The sequence below is a fragment of the Sandaracinaceae bacterium genome, from assembly GCA_016706685.1.
Lineage (GTDB): Bacteria > Myxococcota_A > Polyangia > Polyangiales > Houyiibacteriaceae > JADJJE01.
The window spans coordinates 50822-61991 of record JADJJE010000033.1 but is presented as its reverse complement, the minus strand read 5'-3'; the positions used below and the strand labels follow the sequence as shown (position 1 = coordinate 61991).

At 69.1% G+C, this 11170-nt stretch carries 14 protein-coding genes; 8 read left to right on the top strand and 6 right to left on the bottom strand.

Translation table 11 applies throughout. The features are described from left to right. The 4 genes from IPI43_27930 to IPI43_27915 form a co-directional block, all read left to right on the top strand. Positions 1 to 1101, top strand: a 1101-nt coding sequence (locus IPI43_27930) for an NAD(P)(+) transhydrogenase (Re/Si-specific) subunit beta (GenBank protein MBK7777898.1), incomplete at its 5' end; no start/stop codon positions are given. Between the two features lie 174 nt (positions 1102 to 1275). After that, a complete protein-coding gene (locus tag IPI43_27925) occupies positions 1276 to 1500 on the top strand; it encodes a hypothetical protein (protein ID MBK7777897.1) in 225 nt (74 codons plus the stop codon). Beyond that, positions 1461 to 1784 (top strand): CBS domain-containing protein, encoded by a 324-nt coding sequence (locus tag IPI43_27920; protein MBK7777896.1) that lies wholly within the window; start codon positions 1461 to 1463, stop codon positions 1782 to 1784. The genes IPI43_27925 and IPI43_27920 overlap by 40 nt, the downstream gene beginning before the upstream one ends. Positions 1785 to 1965: 181 nt before the next feature. Next, complete coding sequence (locus IPI43_27915) at positions 1966 to 2412, top strand: DUF2914 domain-containing protein (GenBank protein MBK7777895.1); 447 nt, start codon at positions 1966 to 1968, stop codon at positions 2410 to 2412. Between the two features lie 8 nt (positions 2413 to 2420). On the opposite strand, the gene IPI43_27910 is transcribed toward IPI43_27915, so the two are convergent. The 5 genes from IPI43_27910 to IPI43_27890 all read right to left on the bottom strand — a co-directional run bounded on the left by IPI43_27910 (position 2421) and on the right by IPI43_27890 (position 5279). Then, positions 2421 to 2699: a hypothetical protein gene (locus IPI43_27910; GenBank protein ID MBK7777894.1), complete on the bottom strand. Its 279-nt coding sequence runs from the start codon at positions 2697 to 2699 to the stop codon at positions 2421 to 2423. Positions 2700 to 2912: 213 nt separating this feature from the next. Further along, on the bottom strand, positions 2913 to 3470 hold the full coding sequence (locus IPI43_27905) for a hypothetical protein (GenBank protein ID MBK7777893.1): 558 nt from the start codon (positions 3468 to 3470) through the stop codon (positions 2913 to 2915). 116 nt (positions 3471 to 3586) lie between these two features. Then, entirely contained in the window at positions 3587 to 4030 is a 444-nt protein-coding gene (locus tag IPI43_27900) for a PaaI family thioesterase (protein ID MBK7777892.1), read from the bottom strand. Further along, the gene (locus tag IPI43_27895; protein ID MBK7777891.1) at positions 4031 to 4477 is read right to left on the bottom strand and encodes a PaaI family thioesterase; all 447 of its coding nucleotides are present in this window, start codon (positions 4475 to 4477) and stop codon (positions 4031 to 4033) included. Position 4478: 1 nt separating this feature from the next. After that, positions 4479 to 5279, bottom strand: a complete 801-nt coding sequence (locus IPI43_27890; GenBank protein ID MBK7777890.1) for a peptidylprolyl isomerase — start codon at positions 5277 to 5279, stop codon at positions 4479 to 4481. Between the two features lie 63 nt (positions 5280 to 5342). On the opposite strand from IPI43_27890, the gene IPI43_27885 reads away from it, so the two are divergent. Further along, on the top strand, positions 5343 to 5993 hold the full coding sequence (locus IPI43_27885) for a hypothetical protein (GenBank protein ID MBK7777889.1): 651 nt from the start codon (positions 5343 to 5345) through the stop codon (positions 5991 to 5993). A 35-nt stretch (positions 5994 to 6028) separates the two neighbouring features. Here the strand turns inward: IPI43_27885 and IPI43_27880 are convergent, their stop codons facing one another. Then, positions 6029 to 6790, bottom strand: a complete 762-nt coding sequence (locus IPI43_27880; GenBank protein ID MBK7777888.1) for a glutaredoxin family protein — start codon at positions 6788 to 6790, stop codon at positions 6029 to 6031. Positions 6791 to 6824: 34 nt separating this feature from the next. Between IPI43_27880 and IPI43_27875 the strand changes: the two genes are divergently transcribed. The 3 genes from IPI43_27875 (at position 6825) to IPI43_27865 (ending at position 11169) form a co-directional block, all read left to right on the top strand. Continuing rightward, a complete protein-coding gene (locus tag IPI43_27875) occupies positions 6825 to 7175 on the top strand; it encodes a DMT family protein (GenBank protein MBK7777887.1) in 351 nt (116 codons plus the stop codon). Positions 7176 to 7257: 82 nt separating this feature from the next. Further along, positions 7258 to 9402, top strand: coding sequence for an SUMF1/EgtB/PvdO family nonheme iron enzyme (locus tag IPI43_27870; protein ID MBK7777886.1), 2145 nt, complete (start codon positions 7258 to 7260; stop codon positions 9400 to 9402). 75 nt (positions 9403 to 9477) lie between these two features. Further along, positions 9478 to 11169 (top strand): serine/threonine protein kinase, encoded by a 1692-nt coding sequence (locus tag IPI43_27865; protein ID MBK7777885.1) that lies wholly within the window; start codon positions 9478 to 9480, stop codon positions 11167 to 11169. The last annotated feature ends 1 nt before the right edge of the window (position 11170 follow it).

The window sequence follows — 11170 nt, the reverse complement described above, 5'->3', positions numbered from 1 at the left end:
TCGAGTCGGCACGGCACGGCCGACCAGACCGTGGCCGCGCTCGTCACGGGCGGTGCAGCCTCGGCGGTGACCATCGCGCTATCCATCATCGTGGGCGGCATCACCTTCACCGGCAGCGTGCTCGCGCTCTTGAAGCTGAAGGAGAAGCTGAACAAGGGCGCGCCCATCATGCTGCCGGGGCGTCACGTCATCAACGCCGTGCTGCTGCTCGGCGCCATCGCCGGCATCGGCCACCTGGGCTTCATGGCGGTTGGCCCCGACAGCATCATCGTGTCGGCGCTGGTCGTCACCGCCATCTCGCTGGTGCTGGGTGTCCTCTTGGTCATCCCCATCGGCGGCGCGGACATGCCCGTGGTCGTCTCGCTGCTCAACTCGTACTCGGGCATCGCGGCAGCCATGGCGGGCTTCGTCATCAACAGCCCGCTCCTCATCGTGGTGGGCGCGACCGTGGGCGCGGCCGGCCTGATCCTCACGCAGATCATGTGCGTGGCCATGAACCGCTCGCTGCTCAACGTCTTGGTGGGCGGCTTCGGCTCCAACGAAGGCGTGGACCTGGGCGACCAGGAGTACCACTCGGTCACCTCCTGCGGCGCCGAAGAGGCGGCCATGGTGCTGGACGCAGCCGAGAGCGTCATCATCATCCCGGGCTACGGCTTGGCCGTGGCTCAGGCGCAGCACACCTGCCGCGAGCTGGCGGACGAGATGATCAAGCGCGGCACCAAGGTGACCTACGCCATCCACCCGGTGGCGGGCCGCATGCCGGGTCACATGAACGTGCTCCTCGCGGAAGCCGACGTGCCCTACGAGCAGCTCATCGAGATGGACCAGATCAACGGTGAGTTCAAGAACACCGACGCGGTCATCGTGGTGGGCGCGAACGACGTGGTGAACCCGGCCAACACGGACCCGAAGAGCCCCATCTTCGGCATGCCCATCCTGAACGCGCACGAGGCGCGCTCGGTGTTCATCATCAAGCGCAGCCTCAGCCCCGGCTACGCGGGCATCAAGAACGAGCTGTTCGAGTACCCGAACGCGATGATGATCTACGGCGACGCGAAGAAGGTCATGCAGCAGATGACCACCGAGCTGAAAGAGATCTGAGTCAACGGGCCCAGCCCCTCGAGACGCCCCGCCAGCAGCACGCTCGCGGGGCGTCTTCGTCTGTTGCGCGTGCCCCCATTGTCACGCCCTTGGCGAGTGGGTAGCCTGAGAGCCAGCCAAGCGGCCAATCGACCATGGTGGGCAAGGTCGAGCGGGGTCGCACTAGGAGGCGACATGCAAATCTCAGAGGTCATGACCAAGGCGCCGCTCTTCGTGGAGTCGACGCTGCGTGTTCGAGAGGCTCTCGCCGCGGCGCGTGAGCGGGGCATCGAGCACCTGCTCGTATGCGACCATGGCGAGGTGGTGGGCGTGGCGTGTGCACAGTGCGAGCTGTCCGACGCGAAGCTCGAGCACACCTGGTGGGCGAGTACATGGTGCCGGCGCGCGGCATCGAGATGAGCGCATCGCTCGAAGAGGCGGCCGAGCGCATGCTGGCCCTCGACGCCGGCGCGCTGCTGGTGAACAACCAGGGCCGCCCCATTGGCGTGGCCACGCGCGGAGATCTGCTGCGCGGCGGGCTGGTCTGCGGGGAGCACACGAAGGCGCAGTTCTTCTGCGCTTCCTGCGGCGCCCATGCGCACGTGCACGTGGATCCACACACCACCTCCGTCGCCTATTGCTCCAGCTGCATGGAGCGGGCCGCACCGCCTGGGCTGATGGACGACGTGGGCGCCAGCGACTGAGCGCGGGTTGACGGGCACCGCTGTAATGCTCTCACCACGAGTGGGCCAGCTGAGGTGTGTGTGTCAGCGCGCACACGCCGGTGCGGTGGCTACGCCCGCGCTGCGGGCCGGCTCTGAACGTAAATCGCCTTGAATCATGGCACTTCGAGGCATGGCACGCGTCCTGCGATAGGAGCGTGGCATGACCAGCCACCGACACTCCTCCTTGCTCCTCGCCCTCTCGCTGACCCTCGGCGCGCCCGCCTTCACGGCGTTCGAGGGAAGCCGCGCCTCCGCATCCGCTCCACCCGTGGACGGCGGTCTCAGCGTGCGCCGCTTGGTGGTCGCCCACGACATCGCGGACCGCGAGCCCGTCGGAGTGGGAGCCCCCATCACGACCGCGCAGGATCGCGTCTACGCCTTCGTCGAGGTGCGCAATGCGAGCAACGACGGGCGCGCCGTGCGGATCCAGTTCGACGGCCCAGGCGGCCGCCGCGTGGGCAACGTCACCCTCGAGGTGCCCGGCGCGCAGCGCCGCTTCCGCACCTGGGGCTACACGCGGTACATCGAGACACCCGGCACCTGGCGCGCCACCGTGATCGCCGAGGACGGCACGGTGCTGGCGAGCCAGGAGTTCGAGGTGCGCTAGCTAGCAGCTCACATGTCCGCCGCGATCATCAGGCCGAGCGGCGTGCACTCGGCCAGGCAGGGGCCGCAGCTGTTCGGATTGTCGTCCAGGCAGGCATCACACTCGTTGATGGCGTTCTGAGACTGTTCCTGGCAGCTCTGGCGGCAGTCTCGCACGCCGAACTCGTCGCCGATGCAGTCCTCCACGTCGGTGCAGATGTCGGTGCAGTCGATGAGCTCTTCCGCGCAGCCGAGCGTGAAGAGGGGAACCGCGGCAAGGACCACCATGAGGCGCAAGATCTTGAGCATAATTTCGTCGAATTCCAGGGAACGATCACCGGGCAATGTGCCCTTCGATGTTCTGCTGGAGCACCCCTCTGCACCGATCGGGCCAGCGTGTGTGTTTGCGGCGCCATGGCACATACATGACGAATTGGCCGGCTGGGCCGCGCGCACACGCGTCACAATGATGAGCCCCTCCCTCAAGATGAGCCCCCGCTCCTGGAGGTGCCCTCGCTCGGCTCAGCGGTACGGGTTCTCGCTGAGCGCCATGGGGCGCGGAGGCTGCAAACGCACCGCGTGCCGCCCGCGATAGGGGTTGGGAACCAGGAAGGTCATCGCCATGCGGGGCCGGAGAGGCTCGGGCCGCGTGCGTGGCGGCGTGGCGTCCCGGTAGGGGTTCACGCGCACGTCCATGCCGCTGGAGGACGGCATGTTGACGGAGGGCCCCACGAGCGCGAGCAGCAACGCCACGAGCCGCGCCTGGTTGAGCTCCCCCTCGAACGCGAGCGACTGGTCGCTGGCCGGACGGTCTGCGGTGGCTGCCATGTGGATGGCGATGACGGCGTGCCCGGGCGAGAGCGCGATGGAGATGGACGCGACGGGTGGCACTTCGAACGCCTCCGCCGACTCGGAGGCCACCACGAGGGCGTGCATGGTCCGAGCGAGCTCGAGGCGCAGGGCGGCCGCATCGACGAGGGGCACGGGCGTGTCACCGTCCGCCGCGGGCTGAGCCACGCTCACGTCCAGCACCACCAGCTCAGCCTGTGCCTGCACCACCGCCGTCGGCGCCCAAGCCACCAGCGCTAGGAGCCCAACCATCCTCGTTCGCAGCGAACGTGTCACCCCCACAGCGTACCCAGCGGAGCGGGCGACGCCCACATTTTCGCAGGCGCCCCAGTCTCAGGACGCGCGCGTCACTCGGGGGTGAGCAGGAAGTGAGCGTTGGCGGCCGCGACCAGCTGGCTCGGGTCGTCCTGCCAGCAGAACGTCCGCACGTTGGCCACCCGGCGGCCGTGGCGGATGAACTCGGCGCGCGCGTACGTGTCCTTGCCGCGCTCGGCCTTCTGCAGGTACTCCACCGTGATGTTGATGGTCTTCGGCACGCGCACGGTCTCGGCCGACCAGAGCAGCTTGAAGATGGCGGTGGACTCCATCATGGCGCCCAGCGTGCCTCCATGCAGCGCGTCCACCGAGCCGTTGCCGATCAGGTGCTCGGCGTAGGGCATGGTGACGCGCAGGTCGCCGTCCACGATGTCCACCAGGAAGCCCATGAAGCGCGCGTAGGGAATCAGGGCCAGCAGCGAGCTGAAGTCGTTGGTGGCGCGGGCGTGGTGCAGCGCGGTCGAGAGGTCGGTCATCTACTTGTCCCCCCGGAAGATGATGAACGTGCCGGCGGATGACGCGACTGGGTCGCTGGGGTCGCCGTCGTGCGTGATGGCCCGCGTGAACGCCACGTTCTTGGTGACGCGGTAGCACTCAGCGCGGCAGATCAGGTCCGTGTCGCGCTTACCCGGCCGCAGGTAGTCGATGCGCAGGTCCAGCGTGGCGATGCGCATGGGCTTGCCCAGCCGGATCATGACCGCGCCGCCGCAGCCGGCGTCCATGAGCGTGGTGACCGCCCCCCCGTGGATGACGCCCGTCTCGGGGTTGCCCACGATCTTGTCCGAGTACGGCAGGCGCAGCTCCAGGAACTCGGGCTCGAAGTCGATGAGCTGAATGCCCAGCGCCACGTTGTGGGGCACACCGTTGACGAACACCCGGTCGATGAGGACGCGGACCTGCTCTTTGTTGGGGATGGCGCTCATCTCACTCGTACCGAACGATGACGTGGTAGCCGAAGGGGGACTCCACGGGGTCGCTGACCTCGCCGATGCGTAACGCGAAGGCGGCGCGCTCGAAGGCGGGCACCATCTGCCCACGGCCGAAGACCCCCAGGTCTCCGCCGTTTCCGCCCGGGTCGTCGCTGTACTCGTCGGCCAGCGCGTCCCAGTCGTTCGGGTCGGTGCGCGCCAGCTCGACCAGCTCGGCGGCCAGCTGCAGGGCCTGCTCGCGCGTGCGGGTGGTCTCGTCGGTGGCACCGCGGGCGCCCACGAAGCTGATCAGGATGTGCCGCGCCCCGATGGTGGTGGGCCCCGTCTCCGGGTTGGGCTGCCGGCTCAGGATGAAGAACCCACTCGGCGTCGGGAGCGCGCTGCTGATGTGACCCACACGCAGCGCGAACGCCGCCTCCACGATCTCGGCGGGCAGCGTGTCGGAGTCGCGGCGCAGCCGCAGCGCGTCATCGCGCCGGTCGGAGTACTGCTGGGCCAGCTCGCGAAAGCTGGTGCCGGGCTGGTGCGCAAGGCCGGCCACCACTCCAGCGCGGGCCTCCGCCTGGGCCTGCGTGCGGGTCACCTCTTCGGTGGCCCCCTCGGCGCCGGCATAGCTGACCAGGATCACCCGCACCGCGATGAGCTCGACCTCGGCCTCGGGGACCTGGGCCTGGTCACGCTCGGGATACAGGTCCCCATGGTCCACGGGGGCAGGCAGCCGGCACCCCGCGGCGAGCGAGGCAGAGAGCGAGAGCAAGGCCACCCACGCGGGGAGCACGGACGAGAGGCGCGTCATGCGAGCGAGGTACCCCGAACCGCGGGCTCTGTCGAGCGCGGGGCGGGCTATCCTGTGCCGACCGTGACCCCATCCGACGACTCCACCCAGCTCATGGATCAGGTCCTCGCGCGCCTCGCCGAGGACGGGTTTCCTCCCGATGTGCGTAGGGGCGCCCACCGCAAGGCGCCGGCTCCGCTCGGAGCGAAGGTGCTCGCCTCGCTCGCTCTGAGTGATGGCGCGCCGCTGCCCACCTCGCTCGCACGGCTCTTCGCCTACGACTTCGGCTGGCTCGGGCTGAAGCTGGCCAAGCAGAAGGTCCGCCTCGAGAGCCTGACGTTCGAGCAGCTCCTGGCGCTCGAACACGAGGGCCTGGCCGAGTTCATCCTCGAGGGCACCGCCGAGATCCTGAAGGGGGCGTGCTACCCGCTGGTGCTCCCCGAGCGCTGCAACGAGCAGTCGCTGATCTTCGCGTATCAGGCGCCCGGCGCGGGGCAGGCCAGCGCGGATGGAACACGCGGCGAGCTGCCAGTCCTGGTCATCGACATCCAGGACAGCCCGATCTTGATGGCGTTCGCGCCGAGCATCGCGGAGTACCTCGCGCTCATCACGGATGTCATCGACGCCAGCGCCCTCGAAAAGAAGAACCGCGCCGCGCTGGGCGAGGTCCTTGGCAAGAAGCTGGCGAAGCAGATCCACCAGGGCGTGTTCGACCTCCCCTTCGCGGCGGGCTGACGCTCCCCCGTGGGAGCCGCGCGCCTAGCGCGCCTTCAGATGGGCTGGGCCGCTGGCGACGGCCGCGCGCCACCGCCGGGCGACGCGGCCAGCAGCTGCCGGATGCGACGCTCGTCGAAGCCGGTGAGGATGGTGCCGCGCACATCGATGACGGGGATGCCCGTGGTGGGCACTCCCGCGGCGCGCGCCTTCTGGTTCATCTCGTCGCGCGCGCCCGGGTCGCGCTCGATGTCGCGGTCGATGAAGGCGATGCCCTCGCGCTCGAAGAACTGCCGAGCCTGCCGGCACGCGCCGCACCACGCCGCCCCGTAGAGGACGATGTCGCCGCTGCCTGCCGCTGCGACCGGGGTGCCGCCACCGCCACGGCCCGTCGTGCCACTGGCGCGCTCCACATAGGCGTCGAACGTGGCGCGCGGGACCAGCCGCGCCGCGCGTGAGTCGGCGGGGCGCTCACGCAGATCGGCCACGTACACCTGGCCATCGGCCGGGCGCTGCTCGGGCGAGAGCGACAGCGAGTCCACGCGCACCCACTCGCGCGCTGCCTCGGGCACCTCGCTGGGTCGGTGCACGGTGTGCGCGCCGCTGGCGTCGGCGTAGGTCAACAGCAAGTCGGGGCTAGCGTCGCTCAGCGCGAAGGGGAGCTCCACGGGCTGGCCCGCCGCCTCGATGCTGGGCTCCTCGCCACTCGTCACCTCGCCCGAAGCGTCATTGTCCTGGCCACAAGCCAGGATCCACAGCGACACCGCGCCGAGCGCGAGCACCCGGCGTGTCCATCCAGAGTTCCGTGGGGCTTCCATGCTGCGCGCAGTCTATCAGGTAGACTCCGGCGCCATGAACCCCTATTGGACGACGGGCCTCTTGCTGGTGTGCAGCAACGTGTTCATGACCTTCGCCTGGTACGCGCACCTCAAGAACATGGCGCAGCAGCCGTGGGTCCTGGCGGCGCTCGCGAGCTGGGGCATCGCGCTGTTCGAGTACCTCTTGCAGGTGCCCGCCAACCGCATCGGCCACAACGTCATGAGCGTGGGGCAGCTGAAGATCATGCAGGAGGTCATCACGCTGCTGGTGTTCGCGCCCTTCTCCATCTTCTACATGAAGGAGAAGCTCACCCTCGACTACCTCTGGGCAGGCCTCTGCATCCTGGGCGCGGTGTTCTTCATCTTCCGCAGCAAGCTGATGTGAGGCGCTGCCCCGCTGGGGCATTGGGCCTTCCAGCGCTGGGGGGGCATTCCAGTAAATTTTCAACCATGCTAAAAATGCAGGCATGTCCAGCATGCGAGCGTGGTCGGCCAGCCTATGCATTGCCTCGCTCGTGGGAGCGTGCGGCATCCCCGAGTCGGACATCCCGGGCAGCGACATGGGCGTGCCCTTCGTGTGCCCCACCAACTGGGCGGGGCCCTCGGCGCAGGCCATCAATCCGGCGCTCGTCCACATCGAGGACGGTGAGCTGATCCTCGAGGCCAGCAGTGAAGGGGTGACGGTGGAGACGCCCCTCGGCAGTGACGTGATCGGCTCGGTGCGCCGCATCGAGATCAGCCGCTTGTCGCTCGGCCCCGGCGCGCACTTTCGTGTCCGCGTCATGTGGGCCAACGGGGGCATCGCGGGAGACACGGGCATCCCCATCGCCGAGTTGGACGTGACCGACACCAACGCGCACCTGCAGATGAGCGAAGAGTTCGACGGGCTGGCCTACGACCTGCCCCTCGACGCGTCGCCCACGCGGGCGGTCATCGAGATCGAGACGGGCGGCGTGCGCCTTCGCGCGTACTTCTTCGAGGCGGGCCGCCACGAGGTGCTCACCGCCCTGAGCACGTTCAGCGGCAACGTCTCGACCCAGCTGCAGCTGGTGGGGCTGACCTCCCAGCTGCGGGTGGAGCGCTTCACCATGTACAACTTCACCACGGGCGCGAGCGTGGCCGACGAGTTCGACTGCGACACCATCGGCATGCCGCTGGCGGTGGCGTGGCCCGTGTCGCGCTACGCGGAGCTGGGCACCGCGTGCACGACCGATGCGGAGTGTGGCTCGAGCGACCGCTGCAGCGATGGGCTCTGCCGGAGGCCCTGCATGACGTCCACGATCTGCGGCCGTGAGGTGTGCCTGGCGCACCCCGACGGTGGCGGATTCTGTCGACTCGCCGAGGCGGGCTTCTGCTTGGGGGACGACTGTCCAGAAGGCTTGGTGTGCGGCGTGGACCGCACCTGCCGGCGCCCCTGTGAAGGCGGGCGCGAGGCCGGCAGCCTGGACTTCAGCACGCTCGCGGGGACGTGCCCCATGAACTACCGGAACAACAACTTCGGCGACTCGCCCGTGGAGCACAGCCTGTTCCGCTGCGTGGCGGGTGCGTGCATGGACAACGCCGAGTACGGGGCGATCGAGGCTGGCGGCTGGGGCTGCGGCTACGGGCTGCAGCTGTGCATGGGTAGCGGCATCTACCAGTGCAACATGACCGGCCCCGGCTTTCAGCGCATCGCGTACTGCGGCGTGAGCGCGGACGCGTGCGACTACGTGTGCCAGGGTGACGACGGGAACGAGTACCGCTGCGTGACGGGGAGCGCCAACCCCGTGCCGCGCTGCGCAGCCTGTCTCAATACCTGCGGACAAGGTGAGGACGTCGTCAACTGCGCCAATCAGGTCGTGGTGGACTGCGACCCAGCTTTCTCGTGGTGCAGCCACGGGCGGGGCGGGGACATCCGCCGGCGCCTACCCGGGGACCTGCCCCTCTGGGAAGCGGTGTGCGAGCCGCTGGTGACCGCGGCGCCTCCCGGACCGCGCACCATGATCACCCCCACGGACACGCTCATTCCGCCGTTCGAGATCGACCGCACCGAGGTGACGCGCGCGCAATACATGGGGTTCGCCCGGTCGGACCCCGTCGTGACGCACGCTCCGGTGGAGTGCGCCGGGAACACCACGCTGTTTCCGGAGACGCCCCTGCCCTGGCATGACTTCCCGAACTCTCCCGCCGTCGTCGACTGGTGTGACGCTACGGCCTACTGCGCCTGGGCCGGCGGGCACCTGTGCGGCGCCATCGGCGGTGGCGCCCTACCCCTCGCCAACTATGGGGACCCGAGCGTGGACCTCTGGGCACACGTCTGCACGTCGGGCGGCACGCGCCTATATCCACACGGCGATGTGCTCACAGCGAACGAGTGCGCAGTCACCTCGGGCTACCCGCCCCGGGACGTGGGCACGGACACGGTCTGCGTCAGCAACGTGCCAGGCTTCGAGAACGTCTTCGATCTGGGCGGCGGATGGGCGGAGTGGGTGAACGCCTGCCAACCCGCGACGAGCGGGAACCCAGGCGACGACCTGTGCCTCCAGGCGCAGGGCAATCCCTGCAGCGCTTACGGCTCGGGCACCCGCTTTGGGCTCAGCAGTGGGGCGGGGTTCCGCTGCTGCTACGACTGACGTCACACCGCTGTCAGATCGCTGAACATCCGCGCCCCGCGCTGCGGTATCCTTGTGCCGGATTCCGTGACCGCCATGTCCGAAACATCCGCTACCGACCGACCCAGCAGCCGCCTCGCGGAGAGCCTCGGCGCGCGCAGTGGGACCACCTTGGGTCAGTACGAGCTGGTGCGGCGCATCGGCACGGGTGGCATGGCGGAGGTCTACGAGGCGGTGCACCGCGGGCTGAAGAAGACCGTGGCGCTCAAGGTGCTGCTCCCCGACGTGGCCGACAACGAAGACCTGCGCGCGCGCTTCCTCCGTGAGGGTGAGGCGGCGTCGCGCATCCAGCACCCGCACGTGGTGGACGTCACCGACGTGGGGGAGCAGGACGGGGTGCCGTTCTTGGTGATGGAGTTGCTGGTGGGGGACCCGCTCTCCCAGGTCATCCGCGACCACCGCCAGCTTTCGCTCTCGCGCACGCTGGACGTCCTGCTGCCCATCGCGGCCGCGCTCTCGGAGGCCCACCGACGGGGTGTGGTGCACCGGGACCTGAAGCCGGACAACATCTTCATCGCGCGGACCGCCAGCGGGAAGATCGTCCCGAAGCTGCTGGACTTCGGTGTGTCCAAGCTGACCACGGCGGGCATCCCCAGCGAGACATCACGCTCTTCCGTGCTCGGGACGCCGCACTACATGGCTCCCGAGCAGGCGCTCGGGACCGGCGTGGTGGGCCCGCTCGCGGACCAGTACGCGTTCGCGTTGGTGATCTACGAGTGTGTGACGGGCGTGCTGCCCTTCGTGAGCGAAAACGTGGTGGCGCTCCTGCACGAGGTCTCGCGCGGCGTTCAGCGGCCCCCGTCCATGCACGCCGCAGAGCTTCCTCCGGCCATGGACCGCATCCTGCTGCGGGCCCTCTCGGCCGATCCGCGCGAGCGCTACGAAGACCTCGAGGCGCTCACCGATGAGCTGCTGCCCTTTGCTTCACAGCGCGCGGCCGAGAGCTATCGCGCCTTGGTGGAGCGCGACCCGAGCGACTTCGAAGCCGGTGGTGAGCGCCGTCTGGCGAGTGAGACCACCGGCGACTTCGAGCGGCACTCGTCGAAGCGGTCCCGCCGTATCGATGAAGGCGCCGCCACCGTGCTGCTTCCGTCCATGAGCTCCGACCCCGGCATCAGCACGTCGGCGCTCATCAGCACCGACGTGCCGAGTGGGATCCCGCCGCTGTCCAGCAGCACCACCACCCAGGAGTCCGGCTCGTGGGTGCCGCTGGTGGTCGCGCTGGTGGCGCTGCTCAGCGCTGTCGTGGGCGTTGGGGTCTGGACACAGCTCACAGAGCCCAGCCCTCCACCGGACGCGCCAGTGGCGCTGGTGCCGCCCGTCCCGGAGCCGGTTCCCACTCCGCAGGAGCTCGCGGACGTGCCGCTGATCGGGGCGGAGGTCGACCGCACCGTCGTGGCGCCCCCGCAGCAGCCGGCAGCCGCGCTCACGCGCATCGTGGTGGTGGCGTTCCCGTCGGAGGCCCTGCTCGAGCTGGACGGTGAGCTGGCCGGCCGTGGCTCACTCGACCGCAGCCTCGCGCTCGATGGAACGCCGCACACGCTGCTCGTCGAGGCCCCGGGCTACCAACCCGAGGTGATCACGTTCACCACGGAGGCCCCACCCGCGCGCATCGAGCTCACGCGTGCACGCCGGCCGGTGTCGTCCATGGCGCAAGCGGCCGACAACCGCGACGCTCCTGCGCCCATGCGGCCTCCCGCCGACGACGACCTGCGAGACGCGAGGTAGC

Bases quoted from the DNA above. Each gene is read 5' to 3' on its own strand.
- IPI43_27870 (MBK7777886.1), top strand. From the start codon at position 7,258: ATGTCCAGCATGCGAGCGTGGTCGGCCAGCCTATGCATTGCCTCGCTC.
- IPI43_27895 (MBK7777891.1), bottom strand. From the start codon at position 4,477: ATGAGCGCCATCCCCAACAAAGAGCAGGTCCGCGTCCTCATCGACCGG.
- IPI43_27910 (MBK7777894.1), bottom strand. From the start codon at position 2,699: ATGCTCAAGATCTTGCGCCTCATGGTGGTCCTTGCCGCGGTTCCCCTC.
- IPI43_27915 (MBK7777895.1), top strand. From the start codon at position 1,966: ATGACCAGCCACCGACACTCCTCCTTGCTCCTCGCCCTCTCGCTGACC.
- IPI43_27875 (MBK7777887.1), top strand. From the start codon at position 6,825: ATGAACCCCTATTGGACGACGGGCCTCTTGCTGGTGTGCAGCAACGTG.
- IPI43_27865 (MBK7777885.1), top strand. From the start codon at position 9,478: ATGTCCGAAACATCCGCTACCGACCGACCCAGCAGCCGCCTCGCGGAG.
- IPI43_27925 (MBK7777897.1), top strand. From the start codon at position 1,276: ATGCAAATCTCAGAGGTCATGACCAAGGCGCCGCTCTTCGTGGAGTCG.
- IPI43_27880 (MBK7777888.1), bottom strand. From the start codon at position 6,790: ATGGAAGCCCCACGGAACTCTGGATGGACACGCCGGGTGCTCGCGCTC.
- IPI43_27890 (MBK7777890.1), bottom strand. From the start codon at position 5,279: ATGACGCGCCTCTCGTCCGTGCTCCCCGCGTGGGTGGCCTTGCTCTCG.
- IPI43_27900 (MBK7777892.1), bottom strand. From the start codon at position 4,030: ATGACCGACCTCTCGACCGCGCTGCACCACGCCCGCGCCACCAACGAC.